The organism is Campylobacter sp. 2352 PW (genome assembly GCF_024723575.1).
GTDB lineage: Bacteria > Campylobacterota > Campylobacteria > Campylobacterales > Campylobacteraceae > Campylobacter_D.
This window is the reverse complement of the sequence record NZ_JANQCX010000018.1, coordinates 1-18,414: the sequence shown is the minus strand read 5'-3', so window position 1 is coordinate 18,414 and position 18,414 is coordinate 1. Positions and strand designations below refer to the sequence as shown.

Sequence of the window (18,414 nt, the reverse complement as noted above, 5' to 3'; positions counted from 1 at the left end):
TTTGAAGTTTATGAATTGTTCCAACAACACTTTTTTTAACATAAAAATAAATCACACTAATAATAATAAAAAGCACAATTACAGAAATTGCAAATATAATAAATGCTAAAGAATCGGCAGGCTTTTCCACTGATTTTTTTGGTGCTATAGTTACAACACTCCAATGATCATTAGAGCCCTCCCAAAGATCAAAATTTACAAGCTGGGCTAAATTTTCTTCATTTGTTGAAGCAGGTATAAAAGTAAATAAACCATTGGTTTTGGTGCTTTGCATGTCTAGTATTGTTTTTGCACTAGGATGAGGATTAATTTCTGTGATGATTTTTCCAACATATTCTGCTTTTGGACTAGATATGATTAAACCATCACTTGAAATTAATAAACGTTGGTCATTTGCAAATAAACTCTTATTTGGATCATTTAATTCTTCTCTCAATAAATCAATGCGCACAAGCATACCTATTGCACCAATTGTTTCGTTATTCTTTCCAAAAATTGGTAAAACAATGTTTACTAAGTATAATTTTTCTCCATTTATAGAATAATCTCTAGGTCTTCCAACGGCAGGTTGCTTGGTTTGTAAAGCTTTTATGAGAGAATTTTGTTGCAAGATTACTTCTTCAGCTTGGATGAATTTAATTGATCCTTTTTGTTGTGGATTTTCATCTTTTGCTAATAATAAAAACTTTCCTGATGGAGTAAGATTTAAAGGATTATTGCCGTGGTATTGGTTAAGATGAATATATGCAAAATAAGTCCAAGAATTTGAATCTAGCATACTGCTTATTAAAATTTTAAGATCTTCTATATCTAAGTTATTATCTTTATTTGCAAAATTTTTAATAACGCCTTGCGCTGTTTCTAGTGTTGAATATGCGTTTTGGGTAATTGCTTGAATCCCATTTGAGTATCTATTGGCGCTACTTAATAAAAGTTTATGAGCTTCATCATTAAGCATTTCTTGGCTTTTTGAGATTATCGTTACAGATAAAATTCCTATGCCAATAAATATTACAGAAGATAAAATTAAAATCATTTTTGTAGTTAAATTAAAATTTTTAAACATTAGTTACCTCTTTCATCTGATGTATTTGATAAAATGGTAACTTTTGTTTTTTAATATTTTTTTATTAGTTTGTTAATTTTTTCCCACAATCTTACTCCTAATTCTTTTGCATTATTTTTATCTAAACTTTTATATTTATGACTAGCAAGTTTTTCAAGCTCACTTAGCTCTTTGGCTAGAATGTTAAGTTTATTTTGTGCTAGCTTGCTAAAGTCGTCAATTTTTGGATTTTGTTTAATTTCATTTATTTTAATAAGGATTTGTTCTCTATTTTCTTGTATGAGACGTTTAAATTTAGCAAATAAAGTGTCAAATTTATTTTCTAATAAATCTTTGAGTATGTCTTTTACAGGGTTGTCAAGTTCTGATGATATTTTTTTAAGCATTTGAATAAATTCTTGTTCTATATCTATGAGTTCTTTTTCTTTGTTTTTTAAATCATATTCTAAGGCACTATATGCAAAGCTTGATTTAAATTTTTCAATCGCTAAAGAAATTCCTTCTTGCGTTCCATAAATACTTCCAATACATAAATCATAAGCAAAGGCTTGTGATTCATTAGCAAGTTCAAAAGCTGCATTTAAAACTACTTGGGAGATTTTTAAAATTCTTTCCTTTTCAAAACTTCCTTCACAAATTGCATTAAAGACTAAATTTTTAGCAATCTCACAAGAAGTAAGTTCTATATTTTCTCCTTTTTCTAAGGTTGTGATAAAAGCACTTTCAGCAGTTTCTTTTAAAAGACCTAGTATTTCTATATCATAAAGCATAGCATCATTAATGCTTATATTAAATTCATTTAAATTCAAATTCTTTAAGGTTTTTTCTAAGTCAAAAAAATTATTACAAATTTTATGCTTAATGGTGTTTTTTTGTTCTTCGATTTTTACTTTCAATTTGCCATATTCATTAATATAAGCAAAAAATGCTTTTTTATCCTCTTCCACTCTAGCTTTGATGATACCTTGGATTATTCTAGAAATATTTTCTTCATTTATAAGTTCAAGTTTTTCTAATACCTTAGAAAAGATGGCAAAAAGCTCTTCATTGCTAGTATTTTCAAAACTAATTTTTTTATAACTTAGGCTAAAAACAAGCTCGCTAATTAAGTTTGGAATTTCGTTTTTTTCACAAGCTAAGAGAGAATTTTCAAAAATAATGGCTAAATTTTTCATAGTTTTTCCTTTTTATAGTACAAATTTGGCTTTACTTTTTAATTGATTAAAAATATTTAAACGGTCACTTTTGCTATCTACATAAACACTCAAAAGATAGCTTTTGTATGTTCCTTGTTTGCTAGTATTTGAGATTTTATATTTAAATTCTCTTTCATTAAGTATTTGAGTAAAAATTTCTAAAGCATCAACCCCAGCTTCAAAAACGACTTTATAATCCCAAAAAGTAGGGTAATTTATAATAGGTTCTTTTTTAAGATCGCAGATATTTACCACTTTTTCCTCCTTCTTTACTTTCTAAAACTATATTAGTAATTTGCATACTCTTATCAATAGCCTTAACCATATCATAAATAGTTAAAAGTCCAATGCTAACAGCAGTTAAGCTTTCCATTTCAACTCCGGTTTTTCCTTCGCATTTTACGGTCACAAAAAGTTTAAAAGAATATTCTTCTTTGTTTTCTTCTATGTGAGTTTGTACTTTTGAAATCATTAAAGGATGGCACATTGGAATGAGATTTGAAGTTTGCTTAGCTCCCATGATGGCTGCTGTGATGGCAGTTTGCAAAACAGGTCCTTTTTTAGCTTTATTTTCAATGATAGCTTCAAATGCTTCTTTGCTCATGTATATTTTACCGCTTGCACAAGCTTCTCTTTGGGTGATATCTTTTTGACTTACATCTACCATTTTGGGATGATTTTTTTCATCTAAATGCGTTAAATTCATATTTTTCCTTAAGTAAAGTTTGAAAAATTATACCAAAATGTATATTTTTATATTAAAATACTACTAAAAAATTTTAAAGGATTTATAATGGCTTATGATGATGAAGAATTTGAAAATTACGATGATGAAATGTATGATGAAACAGATGATGATACTTATGTAAATAATCAAAGATCGTATAATTATGACGATGATGATTATGAATACGATGATGATTGTAGTGATGATGATACTTATGAGATGGATTAAGAGTGAGTAAAAATCTTAGTAAAAAAGATATAAAAGTTTTAGGTCTTTCTTCTTTGGGAGGGACTTTAGAATTTTATGATTTTATCATTTTTGTATTTTTTGCAAGTTATATTTCTAAAAATTTCTTTCCTGAAAATTTAAGTCCATTTTGGCAAATGTTTAATACTTATGGAATTTTTGCTGCAGGATATTTAGCTAGACCGCTTGGCGGTATAGTTATGGCTCATTTTGGCGATAAATTTGGCCGTAAGAAAATGTTTATGCTTAGTATTTTGCTGATGGTTGTACCAACTTTTATGCTTGCTTTTATACCTGCTTATGAAAGTATAGGGTATTTATGTATAGTATTTTTAGTATTTGTAAGGATTTGTCAAGGTATAGCTATAGGTGGGGAATTACCTGGTGCTTGGGTTTTTGTATTTGAGCATGCTCCAAAGGGTCAAAAACGCACTTATCTTGGAATTTTAACAGCTTCTGTGGTAGGTGGAATTTTACTTGGTAGTTTTGTGTTTTTGATGATGAATAAACTTTTCACGCAAGAAGAGCTTTATGAGTGGGCATGGAGAATTCCATTTTTCTTGGGAGGAATTTTTGGGATCATTTCTGCTTATTTGCGTAAATTTTTAAGAGAAACTCCTGTTTTTGAGCAAATGAAAAAAGATAAAGCCTTAGAAAAATTCCCTTTAAAAGAAGTGTTTAAAAAGGCTAAGCTAGGTGTTGTGCTTTCTATGTTGATAACTTGGGTTTTAACTGCTTGCATTGTTGTGATGATTTTGATCATACCTTCTTTTATGGCAAAAATGTTAAGTATTGATGCAAGCGTTCAAACTTATATGCAAATGCTTGGTATAGTTGTGCTTGTAACTGGCTGTATATTAAGTGGAATTTTGGCTGATAAAATAGGCATAGTGAAAGCTTGTGTGATTTTTTCATTAGGATTTTTCTTAACTTGCTTGTTTTATTTTAATGCTCTTTATACTAAAACACCTGATTTTAATACAGTGAGTGTGTATTATTTGAGTGCTTGTTTTTTTGCTGGAGTGATGAATTTTTGCCCTTTAATGATGAGTGAAGTATTTGATGCTAAGATTAAATTTTCAGGACTTAGTTTTTCATATAATATAGCTTATGCATTAGCTGGTGGGTTTACCCCACAACTTGCTCTATTTTTACACACCATTGCTTTAGGAAATTTAGAAAATATTGCTCGTTTTTCTTTGGGATTTTATATGTTAGCTATGGCTATAATCTCACTTATTTGTGCTTTGATGTTTAAATATCTTAGTAATACCCAACGCACATACTCTCAGTGATTTTAATACGCTTTTCCAAAGGAGTGGGACTAAAAAAATGGCATTTTTCGATGTAAATATTATAATTATAATCTAGATTTAAAAGATCGTAAAATGCCTTTAAATTTACAAATTTAACTCCACATACTTCTTTTATATCTAAGATTTTATAAATTTGAGAATTATTTTTTTCTACTAAATGAGATGGGGCTAAAGTGGTAAATGAGCAAAAAGCACTTGCTAACACATAGCCACTTAAATTTTCACATTTTTGTATAAGGTGTTGGTGTTTTTTTAAAATACTTTTTTTGTTTAAAAATACCACTCTTGTACCTTGATAGCGTGCTGCTTGAGCGTTTTTCCAAAATTTATAAGCGTTTTTAGAGATATTTGCTAATTGATGCAATTGCACATTTAAGACATAATCATCTAAGAATTGATTGGGTGGTAAAATAGTATAAGTCATAGTTTTTCTTTAGTTTTGTTTTTAAAATTATACTAAAAATTGACTTTTGTTTATATTTTTAATTTCTAAATTTAATACAATAAGTAAAAATTATTTTTAAGGAAAAGCATGAAATTTGAAACTATTAATCATGAGGGTATAAAAAAACTTATGGATGTTTTTTATGCAAAGGTTAGGGTGGATAAGGATTTAGGACCTATTTTTAATGAAAAAATCGGCACAGATGATGAGAGTTGGAAAAAACATAAAGAAAAAATAGCAAGTTTTTGGGCAGGGATGTTTTTAGCTGATCCAAGTTATAGTGGTTCACCTTTGAGAGCTCATCATGAATTACCTCCATTTCCAAGAGAATTTTTTGATATTTGGCTTAATTTATTTGATGAGAGTTTGCAAGAAGTTTTTGAAGATGAACCAAGAAATATCATTATAGAAAGAGCTAGAATGATAGCCCAAAGATTTCAAATGATTATTTATGATCATAGATTTGCTTAAGAGTTTAAAAACTCTTAGCGATAGTTAAATGTATGTAAGTTTTCACTATGTGAATATTTATAACTGTATTTTCCATCAAGATATATTACCAAACGATAATACCCTTTATGTGAACCAAATACAACTTTTCTAACTTGTGCTGTATTAACTTGCAGTGTTTTGGTGTTAAAATTTTGTTTTTTAGCAAAATCTATAATAATTTTAGTAGGATCTCCTATAGAAAGATGTCTTAGTATTTTATCCTGGGTTTTGATATTGATTTTGTTATTATAAAAACCAAGAGAAATAAAATTATAAATATTTCCGCTAAAAAGTGGTGTTTCTATGTTTAAAGTAGTGTTGTTTTCTTCTGTTTTTGAGTTTTTATTTCCTTGTTTTTGTGGCACGGTTACAGATACATCAAGTATAGGCGTGGCATTTGGACTTTTAGTTTTTATAAATGAGTAGGTATCATGCCAGTTAATACTTTTGTATATATCCAGAGTGGTTTGTTCTTCAGAACCATCAAGATTAATGTAAGTAATGGTAATATTTTTTAAAATTCTCGCATCAGAATTAAAGTTAAAATCTTGCCTTTGGAAAGGACTAAGTTTTGCAAATTCGGTATTTTTTTGTTCTATGTTATTATCAAAAGGATTGTCTTTTGCATTTAAAAATACACAAGAAAGTAAAAACAATATAAAAAATTTAATTCTCATGCGAATTTTCTCCCTTAAGTCTTAAAAGTTGCAAATATTCTTTTTGAGCTTGAGCATTTTTAGCTTTTAAAGTCATTATATTTTTTTCTAAAATTTTTTGCTCTTCTTTAAGTGTTAGTAGTACATCTAGAGAAGATTTACCAAAAAACATATTACCAAAATACATAGCAACAATAATAGCTACAAATGATAATGTAATGGTTTTGATGAGTTGACGATGAGCTTCCTTTTTTTTAGAATGCTCATCATACTCTTTTAATAAATCGCTCAGAGTTTATCTCCTAAGTACTCATCATTATCAAGTTCAATTTCTAATAAGCGATTGTATTTAGCAGTTCTTTCGCCTCTTGCTAGAGCTCCTGTTTTGATTTGTCCTGTATTAAGTGCTACTGCAAAATCAGCTATAAAAGCATCTTCGCTTTCCCCGCTTCTGTGACTCATAATACATCTGTAATTATTTCTATGAGCTAATCTTACTGTTCTCATAGTTTGAGTGATTGTTCCAATTTGATTAGGCTTAATCAATACAGCATTTGCCATATTTTTCATGATACCTTTTCTTAAAATATCTTCATTAGTTACAAACAAATCATCACCCACAAGTTGAATTTTATTACCAAGCTTTTGAGTAAGTTTAATCCAACCTTCATAATCATCTTCAGCTAAACCATCTTCAATACTAAAAATTGGATATTTTGCACATAATTCTTCATAACGCGCGATTAAGTCTTCACTTGAGAAAACTTTACCCTCTAAATGGTATTTACCATCTTTATAAAGTTCACTACTTGCTACATCTAACGCTAGTTTGATTTTATTTTCATAACCTGCTTTTTTAATACAAGTCATTAAAAGATCAAGCGGTTCTGTATTATTTGCTAAATTTGGTGCAAAACCACCCTCATCGCCTAAGGCAGTAGAGTGACCTAAGTTGGCTAATTCTTTTTTCAATACTGCATAAATTTCACAAACTGATCTTAATCCTTCTTTAAAGCTTGAAAAACCAAAAGGCATAATCATAAATTCTTGAAAATCTACGCTATTGTTTGCATGTGCACCACCGTTGATGATATTACACATTGGCACAGGTAATACGCTTGCATTTGCCCCACCTAAATAGCGATATAAAGGTACACCTAGTGCATTAGCAGCAGCGCGTGCTGTTGCCATAGAAATTCCTAAGGTTGCATTTGCTCCTAGGTTAGAGTAGTTTTTTGTCCCATCAAGCTCTAAAAGAGTGTTATCTAGTTGGGTTTGATTAAATGCATCAAGCCCTATAATGTTTTCAGCTATGGTGCCATTGATGTTTTCAATCGCTTTTAAAACACCTTTACCACCAAATCTTTCATCATTGTCTCTTAGTTCTAAAGCTTCTTTTTTTCCCGTGCTTGCACCACTTGGAACGATAGCGCTTCCCACACTGCCATCGCTTAGCATGATTTCGGCTTTAATGGTAGGGTTGCCTCTACTATCTAAAACTTCAAAAGCTCTTAAATCTTCAATAATCAACATTATTCCTCTCCTTCTTCATCGTCTTCTTTTGCACCCAAAATCATACTATCTATACCGATTGAATTTTGTATGGCTTGAGTGATTTCATCTGCAATAGCTGGGTTTTCTTTTAAAAATGCTTTGGCATTTTCTCTACCTTGGCCAAGTTTAGAAGCCTTGTAAGAAAACCACGCACCACTTTTATCAATAATATCAAGTTTTACACCATAGTCTATTAGCTCGCCCTCACGGCTTACACCCTCGCCAAACATCACATCAAATTCAGCCTGTTTAAAAGGAGGGGCTACTTTATTTTTAGCCACTTTTACCTTAACACGGTTTCCAATAGGCTCATCATTTTGTTTTAAAGTAGCTGTTTTTCTTACATCTAAACGAACCGAAGCATAAAATTTTAAAGCATTTCCACCGGTAGTTGTTTCAGGAGTGCCATAGCCCATCATGCCTATTTTCATACGAATTTGGTTGATGAAAATTACAGTGGTATTCATTTTATGGACAATTCCGGTTAATTTTCTTAAAGCTTGGCTCATTAATCTTGCTTGAAGACCTACATGCTGATCTCCCATATCACCTTCGATTTCTGCTTTTGGAGTAAGTGCAGCAACGCTATCTACTACTATTAGATCAATGGCTCCACTTCTTGCTATGGTTTCAACGATTTCTAAGGCTTGTTCTCCAAAATCTGGTTGAGAGATGTAAAGATTTTCTGTATCAACACCTAAATTTTTTGCATATCTTACATCAAGAGCATGTTCAGCATCAATAAACGCACAAACTCCGCCTTTTTTTTGACACTCTGCTATGATGTGCAAGGTAAGTGTAGTTTTACCTGAACTTTCAGGCCCATAAATTTCTATAATTCTTCCTTTTGGAACCCCGCCAATTCCTAAAGCCAAATCAAGTCCAACCGAACCTGTAGGAATAGAATCAATTTTTTCAACTTCTTTATCGCCAAGTCTTAAAATAGTACCTTTTCCAAAGGTTTTATCAAGACTTTTTAAAGCCGCATCAAGTGATTTTCTTTTATTATCATCCATACTTGTTAATCCTTTTATAATATGTTTAAAATTGTATCAAAAAGAAATTTAATATAAGTTTTTATTTTGAATTTTGCTAAAATACTTTTTTAAATTTTTCAAGGAAAAAAATGAATAAAAAAATTAGCGTAGCACACTCTCCTGATGCTGATGATATTTTTATGTATATGGCGATTAAATTTGGTTGGGTTGGAAATGCTTATGAGTATGAAAATACAGCTTTAGATATACAAACTTTAAATGAACTTGCATTAGAAAATATATACGATGTTAGTGCGATATCTTTTGCGCTTTATCCTTTAATATCTAGTGAATATGCTTTATTAAAAACTGCTGTGAGTTTTGGTGAGGGTTATGGGCCAAAGCTTATTAAGAAAAAAGATAAAAAATTAAAGCCAAATTTTAAAGTTGCTTTAAGTGGAGCACACACTACTAATGCTTTAATCTTTCGCATAAAATACCCACAAGCTAGAATAGTTTATAAGAATTTTTTAGAGATTGAAAAGGCTGTTTTAGAAGATGAGGTTGATGCGGGAGTGCTTATACATGAGAGTATTTTAGAATTTGATTCTAGTTTGTGTGTTGAGGCTGAACTTTGGGATATTTGGCAAGAATTGGCTAAAGATGATTTACCTTTACCTTTGGGTGGTATGGCTCTTAGAAGATCTTTACCACTTAATGATGCAATAGCGGTTGAAAAAGATTTGATTAAAGCAGTAGAAGTAGCTGATCATAATAGAAAAATCTTAGCTTCTATGCTTTTAGAGCGTAATTTAATACGCGTAGATGCCCAAAAACTTGATGTGTATTTAAATTTATATGCAAATAAAAACTCTATAAATATGAATGATAAACAATACAATGCTATAGATAAGCTTTTTGAGCTTGGGTTTAATCATGGATTTTATGAGAAGTTAATAAAAAGCAAAGACTATCTTATCCCTAGTGAGTATGAAGAATTTAGAAATTCTTGATAGAATTTAAATTTTTAAGGAGTAAATATGGAAAGTACTTTAGTAGCCTTGGGTGTACAAACTTTTAAAATCACACTTATGCTTTCTTTACCTATGCTTTTAGCAGGACTTATCGCAGGGCTTATTATAAGTATTTTCCAAGCTGTAACGCAAATTAATGAAGCTACGCTTTCTTTTGTGCCAAAAATTTTACTTGTTGTTGTGGTAATAGTATTTTTAATGCCTTGGATGATAAGTTCTATGATTGATTTTACAACTAATATTTTAAATCAAATTCCAAGCTTTATTAGATGATTATTGATTTTTCTAAGTATTCTTCTGTGCGTATAGGCGAGAGCTTTGAAGTACAAATACTTGAAGAGCTTTGCGAATTTGATGGTTTTTTAATAGGTGGGGCAAATAATCTTTTAATTTCTCCAAAGCCTAAAAAACTTGGAATTTTAGGGAAAAGTTTTGATTATATTAAAATTTTAGAGCAAAATGAAAAAGGTATGTTTTTAGAGATAGGCTCTAGCGTGAAATCTTTTAAAATGTATCATTTTGCTAAAGAAAATAACCTAAAAGGCTTTGAGTTTTTAAGAAATATCCCAGGGACTTTAGGTGGTATTTTAAAAATGAATGCAGGATTAAAAGATGAGGATATTAGTAAAAACTTAATCAGCATTTGCACTTTTAATCAAGAAATTTTAAAACAAAACATCGCTTTTGCTTATAGGTTTAACCCTATTAAAGAAGTGATGTTTAGTGCGAAGTTTTTTTTAGAATATGGATTTGACCCAGTTAAAGATGAACTTTTAAAAAATGCAAGAAAAAATCAACCCAAAGGCGCTAGTTTTGGATCTATTTTTAAAAACCCCAAAAACGATCATGCAGGAAGGTTGATAGAAGCAGTTAATCTTAAAGGTTTTAGTAAAAATGATGCGATGTTTAGTAATGAACATGCAAATTTTTTAATCAATAAAAAACACGCTAGTTTTGATGATGCGATGTTTTTGATAGAGCTTGCTAAGAAAAGAGTTTTTGAAGAATTTGGGATTGTTTTAGAAGAAGAAGTGGTGATTATATAGTATTTTTAATATCTTCATAAACAATTGTAGCTATTTCTCGGACTAATTCTTGATAAGATTTATTTTTATCATTTGTGCTAAATTGAGTATTGATAGTAAGGATTTTATGATCTTTTAGTTTTTTTGTTTTGGCATTAAAAAGTTTATACTCTATGTCGGCTTTGACTTCAAAATTGGAAAAAAGCAAGAAATTTTGTTGGCTTGCTTGAATGCTTTTTAAATCTAGCAAAATAATAAAATCAGCCTTTTTAAAACGATTAAATTCTAAAAACTCACTTGCATTGATGAAATTTTTATTTGTTTGCAAGATATTTTGGCTATTGATGTAAGTTTGATTTTCTTTTTGACTAAGCAAGGTAAAATTATTTTGCTCATTTAAAATAGCACTTAATGCTTTTAGCGTGTCTTTTGCCATGGTTTTAGCATCGATTTTTAAGTTTGAAAAATAAAAATTATATTCTTTTTCATAGCTTGGCACTAAAGCTAAGGTGTTAATATATGAGAGTTTATCATAATTTATATTTTGTTCAAGATTGATGATACTAAAATCATCGTTATTTTGTAATTTGATGATTTTTTTATTTGCAAAAGAGTTAGCATAAATAGCACTTAAAAAACAAAAAAATATTAAAAAAAATCTCACTAAAAACCTTTTAATTTAAATTCATTCTTAGCAAAAGCTATAAAACTTGGAAGTTTAAAATCAGGACTATTATAATTTAGAGCTTTTTTATCAAAATCGTATAAAATTCCACCATTTTGTTTGACTAAAAAATCTCCCGCAGCTATATCCCAAGCTTTTGGACCGCCAAAACGTGGGTAAATTCCAGCTTTTGCTTCAAGTAAATATACAAATTTCAAAGCAGATGAAACCTTAATACCTTCAAGATGATTTTGAATGAAAAAATCTTCATTGTTATCATGGTTTTTAGAGTAAAGGGCTATATTTTTAACTTTTTCATATTGCTCTAAGCTAAGATTTAAAATTTCATTATTTTTATAAACCTTAGTATGAGTATGTGCATAATAAAATGCATTATTTTCCACATCGCCTATGAGTGAAAGTATAGTGGTGTTTTTGTGGATTAATGCGATTAAAACACAATATTCTTTATCTTTTTTAGCATAAGATTTAGTGCCATCAAGAGGATCTATAAGCCAAAAATACTCTAAATTTTTTCTTTCTTCATAAGAGAGTATATTTTCTTCAGAGCATATAGCTATATCGCTTGAAGCCAAAATCTCACTAATAACTTCATTAGACTTTATATCAGCTAAACCTACTGGGGAATCATCATCTTTAAGCCACAAGGTATTTTTGTCTTTATATTCAAGCAATACTTTTGAGGCTTCCTTGCCTGCTTTTAAGGCTAATTTTAAAAGTGTGTCTAAATTTTTCATAAAAAAAGTATAGCAATTTTATATAAATACTTAGTAGAATTATTTTCTACTAAGATTATTGATAAATTTAATCAAGCTAATGGCTAAAATTGCTTCAAGTAAAGCAGTAAGCACTAATCCTGAGTATATATCTTGAGTGATGATATTGGTTTGATAAGAAAGCGTAGCTACTGCAATGAGTAATGTTAGTGGCATAGAATGGCTTAGGCCAAATAAAAAGGTGTTTTTTAAACCAAGTATTTTTACAAAAGTCATAGCGCAAAGTATTCTTAGTCCTATCATAAAGGCAGTTAACGAAAAAGCTATGAGCAAAACTTGAGGGTTTAAAAGCATTTGGAGTTTAAAGCTTGAGCCTATATAGATGAAAAATATAGGGATTAAAAAACCATAACCAAAACTAGAAAGCTTATGCTCTAAGTCTTTTTTATGATCAAAAAAAGTAGCTATAAATGAACCTGCTATAAAAGCTCCAAGTGCAACTTCAAGTTTAAAATAAATCATAATCGCAACTATGGCTATGAAAATTGCCATGCAAAATCTTATATCTTTTTCGTTTTGATCTTGCCAAGGCATGAGTATGGTTTTAAGCTGTGGATACCACCAAAAAAGCACTTCTAAAAATTTAAATCCAAAAATACAAAGTGCCAAAAATCCTACTAAATATAATAAATTTTGAGTGAGCGAGAAAAGATCTGCGCCTTTTCCCAAAAATGCTGCAGCTATGGTAAGCAAAACTATGCTTACAACTTCAGCCAAAGTGGCTACTATCATAGATACATTAAGCCACTCGCAGTTTTTGCCAAAGTCTCTATAAAGCGTTGAGAGCAAACCCACACTCATAACAGGTATAATAATGACAAAAATATAAGAAATATCTATACTTTTAACCGCTAAAACACTAAAAGCATATAAAAGTATGATGTAGATAAAAGCTTTATTAAGTAAGCTTCTTTCAGTATTTAAAAAGGTTTTAAGATTAATCTCCATACCCGCAATAAACATAAGATAATAAAACCCTGCATTAGCTAAAAGCTTAAAATTCTCACTTTCTCCTATAAAACCCAAAAATCCTATAAAAGAACCAAGCATGATTTCAGTGGCTGAAAGTGGGAGTTTTAAAAATTTAGCAATATAAGGTGAAGTTAGCAAACATCCTGCTACGACTAATAAAATTTTTAAATCCGTAGCAGCTTGAGCATCAATGGCATGAGCTAGCAAAGCTAAATCCCATTTGTTTTAGTTTTTGTATGTCTTTGCTAGGTTCTTCGCCTTTAGTTGTAAGATAATCACCCACTACTATAGCACTAGCTCCTGCGTCAAAAATTTCATATTGTCTTTCTTTTAGCACTACTTCTCTACCACCTGCTACCATGATATGTGCATTTGGTAAGTCTTTTTTAGTATCTTTGATGATATTTAAAGCCTCATCAGGATCAAGTAAAGCTTGTTTGAGTTTTAAATTTTCATTTGGTATGAAAAAATTAATAGGCGAAGAAAAAGGATCAAGCTCTTTTAAACTAGCTCTAAAACTTTTTCTATCAGCTTCGCTTTCTCCAAGACCATAAATTCCACCACAGCAAAGCATTAAACCTGCTTCTTTAGCATAAAGATTAGTTTGAAATCTTTGCTCCCAAGTATGCGTAGAGCAAATGTTTGGGAAAAATTCTTTAGATGTTTCTAGATTATGATTATAAGAAAAAATTCCTGCTTTTTTTAATTCTTTGAGTTGTTCTAAATTTGCTATGCCATTGCAAGCTATGAGTAAAAGTCCTTTTACTTCTTTTTGCACCGCATGAGCTACCTTGCATACATATTCAAGTTTTTCATCATCAAGCCCAGCTCCTGCTGTGACCAAACAAAAACCTAAAGCCTCATTTTTCTTAGTCATTTTTGCTTCTAAAACAATTTGGTTTATATCTTTTCTTTTGTATTTATTGATATTGGTTTTCACATGAGCACTTTGAGTGCAGTATTTGCAGTCCTCCCCGCACCCTCCACTTGCTATATTAGATATAGCACAAAGCATGATTTGCATTATATTTCCTTTTTGATTTTGCATTTTAAGCACTCTAAAAATGTGCCTTTTTTAAGCTCTTTGATGATCAAAGTTTCACCACACTCGCTACATTTTTCTTCACTTGGTTTGTATTTGCTTATATAGTTACATTTTGGATAAGCACTACAGCCATAAAATTTACCACGCTTAGAAAAACGCTCCACGATCTCGCCTTCTTGACAGCTTGGGCATTTTACACCTATGGTGTTGAGTTTTTTCTCACTTTTTTCTTCATTTTGTGTTTCTTGTTTTAAATTTCTTGAGTATTTGCATTTTGGAAAATTTAAACAAGCTATAAATTCCCCATATCTTCCTTTTCTTATAGCAAGCTCACCACCACAATCAGGGCATGTTTCATCTAATTTTGTAAAAGTTTTTTGACTTTTTATATTTTTTTTACCCTCATCGATTTTTTTCATAAAAGGAAAATAAAACTCTCTTAAAACTTCTTGCCAGTCCATTTTACCTTCTGCAATGATGTCAAGTTTATCTTCCATTTTAGAAGTAAAATCACTATCTACTATATCACTAAAGTTTTGTTCTAAAACCTCTGTTACGACAAAGGCTATTTCATTAGGTATGATTTGTTTTTTATCTATATGCACATATTCTCTTGCGCTAAGTAAAGAGATGGTTGGAGCATAAGTAGAAGGGCGTCCTATACCAAGATTTTCTAACTTTTTAACAAGCCCAGCTTCAGAATATCTTGAAGGTGGCTCGGTAAAATGTGAGTTTAATTCTATATTTTGGATATTTAATGTATCTTCTAGCTTTAAATTAGGTAAAATTTTATCTTTATCCATATCTCCATATACTTTATAATGCCCATCAAATAAAATTCTTCTACCACTTATTTTAAAACTTGCTTCATTTGATTTTGCATAGACATTTTGAGTTTGAGATATAGCAGGATTCATCTGTGAAGCTAGGAAGCGATTGTATATTAAAGTATATAATCTTGCTTCATCTTTTTCTAAAAACTCACTTGCAAGTTTTGGAGTAAAGCTAAGATTAGTCGGTCTTATAGCCTCATGTGCTTCTTGAGCACCTTTGCTTTTAGTGGTGTAAATATGTGCTTTGCTTGGCAAGTACTCTTTACCAAAATCACTTTTAATGAGCTTTCTTACTTCTTCTAAGGCTTCTTTTGCGATATTTAAGCTATCAGTTCTCATATAAGTAATCACACCCATAATGCCTTGATGAGTTTTTACGCCCTCATAAAGTTTTTGAGCTATCATCATGGTTTTTTTAGGGTTAAAACCTAGGCGATTGCTCGCACTTTGTTGCAAAGTTGAGGTCATAAAAGGTGCTTGTGGGGCTATTTTTCTATCTTTACTTTCTATGTCTTTTATTTTAAAGTTAGCATTTTTACAAGCCTTAAAGATAAGTTTGGATCTATCTTCATTAGTTAGACTTAGTTTTTCTATCTTTTGGTTTTGAAACTCAACTAATTCAGCTTGTAAGTCTTTTTCAAAAATCATATCTACACTAAAATATTTCAAAGGAACAAAAGCTTTAATTTCTCTTTCTCTATCGACGATGATTTTTAAAGCTGCGCTTTGTACACGCCCTGCGCTTAAGCCTTTTTGAATTTTTTGATTGAGTAAAGGGCTTAGTTTATAACCTACTATGCGATCAAGTAAGCGTCTAGTTTGTTGAGCGTTGACGCTATTTATATTTAAAGATCTTGGATTTTTTAAAGCATTTTCTATGGCACTTTTAGTGATCTCATGAAAAACTATGCGTGGCAGGGAATTTTCATCTTTATTGATAGCCTTAGCTATATGATAAGCTATGGCTTCACCCTCGCGGTCCTCATCGGTTGCAAGATAGATGATTTTAGCTTTTTTAGCCTTTTCTTTGAGTTCTTTTACTAAGCTTGAATGATCGTTTGAAATTCTATATTCAGGTTTAAAATTTTCATCTTCTATTTTTATACCAAAGCTAGTTTTAGGTAGATCTCTAATGTGGCCTTTAGAGGCTATTACTTCATAGTCTTTACCTAGAAAATTACTTATGGTTTTAGCTTTAGCAGGTGATTCTACTATGATTAAATTTTTCATTATTTTCCTTGTGAGGATTAAAATTAGTAAAAGTGTATAAAAAAAAGTTAAATTTTTTGCTTAGATGGGTTTTTAAATAAAATGCAATTTAATGTTATAATTTTCTGTAATTTAATTTCATAGGATAGACAATGTTTTTGCAAAAAAATTTACAAGCTTTAGAATTTACTAACAAACCCTTGCAAGAAAAAATTTTATCTTTAAAAGAAGACTTTATCGACATCTTTCCAAGTCAAACACCCTTTGTGCCTTCAAAAGATGACTTAATAAAACCTAATATGTTTTTTTGTGGTATAGGAGATGGGCTTTTTTTGAAAAAACTTATTAATAAGCATATTTTTATTTTTGATAAAGCTGAATTTTTTGCTAATGTTTTAAGCAAGATGGATTTAAGCCAAGAGCTTTCAAGCGGAAAAATATATCTTTGTGATGTAGAAGAGAAAAGGTTAGAAGAATATCTTTTTTTACTTTTTTCACAAAAAGATTGTTTTGAGTATTTAGGGCTTTTTAAACTTTTGCCTTATAGTGAATTTTATGATCAAAGCCCTATGTTTAATTTTGTGTATCAAAAATGTTTAGATGTTATAAAAAGAACAATTCAAAATATTGATATAAGTTTTACTATGGATGCTAAAATTTACAAACAATTTTTATCTAATGTGCCTTTGGTTTTGCAAAATATCCCTTTTCAAAGATTTATTTATGAAAATAAAGGAAAAAACAAAAGTGTTATTGTGGTATGTGCAGGGCCTTCTTTGAATAAGCAACTAGAACTTTTAAAAGCTTACCAAGATGATTATGTGATATTTGCTTTGGATGCTACTTATAAAACTTTGCTTAAGAATGAAATATATCCAGATTTTGTTTTTTCGATGGATATTTACGAAGAATGTGCAAGTTTTTATGAAAATTTACCACAAAATAAAAAAGAACCTATTTATATTATAAATGCTGCTGTAGATAAAGCTTTAATGCAAATTTTAGAAAATAAAAATCCAAAAATTTTTATTTTAAAAAATTTAGATTATCAACAAAAATTTAATTTAAATGATTTTGGTTATTTAGATATTGGTATAAATGTAGCCCACTTTGCTTATAATTTTGCTATAGCTTTGGGGTTTATTAACGTGATTATAATAGGGCAAGATTTAGCTTTTGGTGAAAGCGGAAAATCTCACGCAGATACAGCTAACTTTATTTTTCGTGATGAGGAAAAAGTTCAGCATGACGCTACCAAATTAAATGTTTTGTCCTATGGAAAGAAAGGGTTTATTCAAACAAATATAGGCTGGGATGAATTTAGGAAGCGTTTAGAGGTTTTATTTCTTTCAAATCCCCAAGTAAGTTTTTACAACGCAACTGAAGGAGGTGCTTTTATAGACTATACTATAGAAAAGCCTTTTAAAGAGGTGTTGGAATTGTTAAAAGATGCTAAAAAAGATTATATTTTGCCTAATATTTTAAGTTTTAATAGGCAGAAAAAAATATTACTAAAATCACTAGAGCTTTTACAAAAAGATTATTTTGAATTAAATGCTTTATATGAAGATGCGCAAAAAATCTTAAATGTTTTGAAACAAAATAAAATCCAAAATCACCTTTATGAAAATTTTATGGATATTGTTTTGAAATTTAATACAATGATTGATGAAAGTAAAATTTTACAAAGTTTTATGTATAAACCATTATTTTACCATAGAGGTCTTTTTAATATTTGCTTGTATGAAGATCCTAAAAATGCTTTATTAAGATATATAGATTTTCTAGAAATATTTTTAGAGTTTATAACATTAAGTTTAAAAAGCATGGAAAATTCTATAAATGAATATAAAAATATCTTAAAAGTATAAAATTTTTTTCTTTATTTTCGATATAGTTTAAACAACTGCATGGAAGCGGTTGAATTTATTTAAAAGGATTTAAAATGGGATTTCGTATAAATACTAACGTGGCATCTTTAAATGCTCAAAACAATGCAAATTTAAACTCAAGAGCATTGGATAGCTCTTTGTCTAGACTTAGTTCAGGTCTTAGAATCAACTCTGCAGCAGATGATGCTTCTGGGATGGCTATTGCAGATAGCTTAAGATCTCAAGCTAATACTTTAGGTCAGGCTATTAACAATGGTAATGATGCTTT

Annotated in this window: 22 protein-coding genes; 8 read left to right on the top strand and 14 right to left on the bottom strand. The window is 30.0% G+C overall.

The window, feature by feature from the left end; genetic code table 11:
- The 4 genes from CAMP5121_RS07540 to moaC all read right to left on the bottom strand — a co-directional run.
- The coding region (locus CAMP5121_RS07540) for a cache domain-containing protein (RefSeq protein WP_337215245.1) at positions 1-1,066 on the bottom strand (1,066 nt) is incomplete at its 3' end.
- A gap of 50 nt (positions 1,067-1,116) precedes the next feature.
- Entirely contained in the window at positions 1,117-2,241 is a 1,125-nt protein-coding gene (locus CAMP5121_RS07535) for a hypothetical protein (protein ID WP_337215244.1), read from the bottom strand.
- 12 nt (positions 2,242-2,253) lie between these two features.
- Positions 2,254-2,517, bottom strand: a complete 264-nt coding sequence (locus tag CAMP5121_RS07530; RefSeq protein ID WP_263664263.1) for an HP0495 family protein — start codon at positions 2,515-2,517, stop codon at positions 2,254-2,256.
- Positions 2,495-2,968 carry a cyclic pyranopterin monophosphate synthase MoaC gene (gene moaC, locus CAMP5121_RS07525; RefSeq protein ID WP_263683281.1) on the bottom strand — a complete coding sequence of 158 codons (474 nt, stop codon included), beginning with the start codon at positions 2,966-2,968 and terminating at the stop codon, positions 2,495-2,497. Before moaC ends, CAMP5121_RS07530 begins: the two co-directional genes overlap by 23 nt.
- Positions 2,969-3,055: 87 nt before the next feature.
- Here moaC and CAMP5121_RS07520 point away from each other — a divergent pair, with 87 nt between their 5' ends.
- Positions 3,056-3,217 carry a highly acidic protein gene (locus CAMP5121_RS07520; protein WP_337215243.1) on the top strand — a complete coding sequence of 54 codons (162 nt, stop codon included), beginning with the start codon at positions 3,056-3,058 and terminating at the stop codon, positions 3,215-3,217.
- 2 nt (positions 3,218-3,219) lie between these two features.
- Positions 3,220-4,530 (top strand): MFS transporter, encoded by a 1,311-nt coding sequence (locus CAMP5121_RS07515; RefSeq protein WP_337215242.1) that lies wholly within the window; start codon positions 3,220-3,222, stop codon positions 4,528-4,530.
- Here the strand turns inward: CAMP5121_RS07515 and CAMP5121_RS07510 are convergent.
- Positions 4,499-4,975: a cysteine permease gene (locus CAMP5121_RS07510; protein ID WP_263702764.1), complete on the bottom strand. Its 477-nt coding sequence runs from the start codon at positions 4,973-4,975 to the stop codon at positions 4,499-4,501. The two genes, CAMP5121_RS07515 and CAMP5121_RS07510, sit on opposite strands and share 32 nt — an antisense overlap.
- A 108-nt stretch (positions 4,976-5,083) precedes the next feature.
- On the opposite strand from CAMP5121_RS07510, the gene CAMP5121_RS07505 reads away from it, so the two are divergent.
- A complete protein-coding gene (locus CAMP5121_RS07505) occupies positions 5,084-5,467 on the top strand; it encodes a group III truncated hemoglobin (protein ID WP_074693048.1) in 384 nt (127 codons plus the stop codon).
- 14 nt (positions 5,468-5,481) lie between these two features.
- Here CAMP5121_RS07505 and CAMP5121_RS07500 read toward each other — a convergent pair whose 3' ends face one another.
- The 4 genes from CAMP5121_RS07500 to recA form a co-directional block, all read right to left on the bottom strand.
- On the bottom strand, positions 5,482-6,165 hold the full coding sequence (locus tag CAMP5121_RS07500; RefSeq protein WP_039667888.1) for an AMIN domain-containing protein: 684 nt from the start codon (positions 6,163-6,165) through the stop codon (positions 5,482-5,484).
- Complete coding sequence (locus CAMP5121_RS07495) at positions 6,155-6,331, bottom strand: hypothetical protein (protein WP_173787953.1); 177 nt, start codon at positions 6,329-6,331, stop codon at positions 6,155-6,157. Before CAMP5121_RS07495 ends, CAMP5121_RS07500 begins: the two co-directional genes overlap by 11 nt.
- A 101-nt stretch (positions 6,332-6,432) precedes the next feature.
- Positions 6,433-7,677, bottom strand: a complete 1,245-nt coding sequence (eno, locus tag CAMP5121_RS07490; RefSeq protein WP_337215241.1) for a phosphopyruvate hydratase — start codon at positions 7,675-7,677, stop codon at positions 6,433-6,435.
- Positions 7,677-8,714 (bottom strand): recombinase RecA, encoded by a 1,038-nt coding sequence (gene recA, locus CAMP5121_RS07485; RefSeq protein WP_039617275.1) that lies wholly within the window; start codon positions 8,712-8,714, stop codon positions 7,677-7,679. The genes eno and recA overlap by 1 nt, the downstream gene beginning before the upstream one ends.
- Before the next feature lie 110 nt (positions 8,715-8,824).
- Between recA and CAMP5121_RS07480 the strand changes: the two genes are divergently transcribed.
- The 3 genes from CAMP5121_RS07480 to CAMP5121_RS07470 are packed head-to-tail and all read left to right on the top strand — an operon-like array spanning position 8,825 to position 10,755.
- A complete protein-coding gene (locus CAMP5121_RS07480; protein ID WP_337215240.1) occupies positions 8,825-9,688 on the top strand; it encodes a menaquinone biosynthesis family protein in 864 nt (287 codons plus the stop codon).
- A 27-nt stretch (positions 9,689-9,715) separates the two neighbouring features.
- Complete coding sequence (gene fliQ / locus CAMP5121_RS07475) at positions 9,716-9,982, top strand: flagellar biosynthesis protein FliQ (protein ID WP_012660903.1); 267 nt, start codon at positions 9,716-9,718, stop codon at positions 9,980-9,982.
- Positions 9,979-10,755, top strand: a complete 777-nt coding sequence (locus tag CAMP5121_RS07470) for a UDP-N-acetylmuramate dehydrogenase (protein ID WP_263706408.1) — start codon at positions 9,979-9,981, stop codon at positions 10,753-10,755. Before fliQ ends, CAMP5121_RS07470 begins: the two co-directional genes overlap by 4 nt.
- On the opposite strand, the gene CAMP5121_RS07465 is transcribed toward CAMP5121_RS07470, so the two are convergent.
- The 5 genes from CAMP5121_RS07465 to topA are packed head-to-tail and all read right to left on the bottom strand — an operon-like array spanning position 10,748 to position 16,275.
- Complete coding sequence (locus CAMP5121_RS07465; protein WP_337215239.1) at positions 10,748-11,398, bottom strand: hypothetical protein; 651 nt, start codon at positions 11,396-11,398, stop codon at positions 10,748-10,750. The genes CAMP5121_RS07470 and CAMP5121_RS07465 overlap by 8 nt on opposite strands.
- The gene (locus tag CAMP5121_RS07460) at positions 11,398-12,156 is read right to left on the bottom strand and encodes a 3'(2'),5'-bisphosphate nucleotidase CysQ family protein (protein WP_337215238.1); all 759 of its coding nucleotides are present in this window, start codon (positions 12,154-12,156) and stop codon (positions 11,398-11,400) included. Before CAMP5121_RS07460 ends, CAMP5121_RS07465 begins: the two co-directional genes overlap by 1 nt.
- 39 nt (positions 12,157-12,195) lie before the next feature.
- Positions 12,196-13,374: a cation:proton antiporter gene (locus CAMP5121_RS07455; RefSeq protein WP_337215237.1), complete on the bottom strand. Its 1,179-nt coding sequence runs from the start codon at positions 13,372-13,374 to the stop codon at positions 12,196-12,198.
- On the bottom strand, positions 13,355-14,191 hold the full coding sequence (locus CAMP5121_RS07450) for a biotin synthase (protein ID WP_337215236.1): 837 nt from the start codon (positions 14,189-14,191) through the stop codon (positions 13,355-13,357). The genes CAMP5121_RS07455 and CAMP5121_RS07450 overlap by 20 nt, the downstream gene beginning before the upstream one ends.
- Positions 14,191-16,275 carry a type I DNA topoisomerase gene (gene topA / locus CAMP5121_RS07445; protein WP_442863293.1) on the bottom strand — a complete coding sequence of 695 codons (2,085 nt, stop codon included), beginning with the start codon at positions 16,273-16,275 and terminating at the stop codon, positions 14,191-14,193. The genes CAMP5121_RS07450 and topA overlap by 1 nt, the downstream gene beginning before the upstream one ends.
- A 131-nt stretch (positions 16,276-16,406) precedes the next feature.
- Between topA and CAMP5121_RS07440 the strand changes: the two genes are divergently transcribed.
- Positions 16,407-18,125, top strand: coding sequence for a motility associated factor glycosyltransferase family protein (locus CAMP5121_RS07440; protein ID WP_337215235.1), 1,719 nt, complete (start codon positions 16,407-16,409; stop codon positions 18,123-18,125).
- A 74-nt stretch (positions 18,126-18,199) separates the two neighbouring features.
- A partial coding sequence (locus tag CAMP5121_RS07435; RefSeq protein ID WP_442863292.1) for a flagellin N-terminal helical domain-containing protein occupies positions 18,200-18,414 on the top strand: 215 nt, incomplete at its 3' end.

Coding starts and splice junctions, on each gene's coding strand:
- topA (WP_442863293.1), bottom strand. CDS start 16,275: ATGAAAAATTTAATCATAGTAGAATCACCTGCTAAAGCTAAAACCATA.
- CAMP5121_RS07510 (WP_263702764.1), bottom strand. CDS start 4,975: ATGACTTATACTATTTTACCACCCAATCAATTCTTAGATGATTATGTC.
- CAMP5121_RS07480 (WP_337215240.1), top strand. CDS start 8,825: ATGAATAAAAAAATTAGCGTAGCACACTCTCCTGATGCTGATGATATT.
- CAMP5121_RS07505 (WP_074693048.1), top strand. CDS start 5,084: ATGAAATTTGAAACTATTAATCATGAGGGTATAAAAAAACTTATGGAT.
- eno (WP_337215241.1), bottom strand. CDS start 7,677: ATGTTGATTATTGAAGATTTAAGAGCTTTTGAAGTTTTAGATAGTAGA.
- moaC (WP_263683281.1), bottom strand. CDS start 2,968: ATGAATTTAACGCATTTAGATGAAAAAAATCATCCCAAAATGGTAGAT.
- CAMP5121_RS07440 (WP_337215235.1), top strand. CDS start 16,407: ATGTTTTTGCAAAAAAATTTACAAGCTTTAGAATTTACTAACAAACCC.
- CAMP5121_RS07460 (WP_337215238.1), bottom strand. CDS start 12,156: ATGAAAAATTTAGACACACTTTTAAAATTAGCCTTAAAAGCAGGCAAG.
- CAMP5121_RS07535 (WP_337215244.1), bottom strand. CDS start 2,241: ATGAAAAATTTAGCCATTATTTTTGAAAATTCTCTCTTAGCTTGTGAA.
- CAMP5121_RS07500 (WP_039667888.1), bottom strand. CDS start 6,165: ATGAGAATTAAATTTTTTATATTGTTTTTACTTTCTTGTGTATTTTTA.
- CAMP5121_RS07520 (WP_337215243.1), top strand. CDS start 3,056: ATGGCTTATGATGATGAAGAATTTGAAAATTACGATGATGAAATGTAT.
- CAMP5121_RS07470 (WP_263706408.1), top strand. CDS start 9,979: ATGATTATTGATTTTTCTAAGTATTCTTCTGTGCGTATAGGCGAGAGC.
- CAMP5121_RS07495 (WP_173787953.1), bottom strand. CDS start 6,331: ATGTATTTTGGTAATATGTTTTTTGGTAAATCTTCTCTAGATGTACTA.
- recA (WP_039617275.1), bottom strand. CDS start 8,714: ATGGATGATAATAAAAGAAAATCACTTGATGCGGCTTTAAAAAGTCTT.
- CAMP5121_RS07450 (WP_337215236.1), bottom strand. CDS start 14,191: ATGCAAATCATGCTTTGTGCTATATCTAATATAGCAAGTGGAGGGTGC.
- fliQ (WP_012660903.1), top strand. CDS start 9,716: ATGGAAAGTACTTTAGTAGCCTTGGGTGTACAAACTTTTAAAATCACA.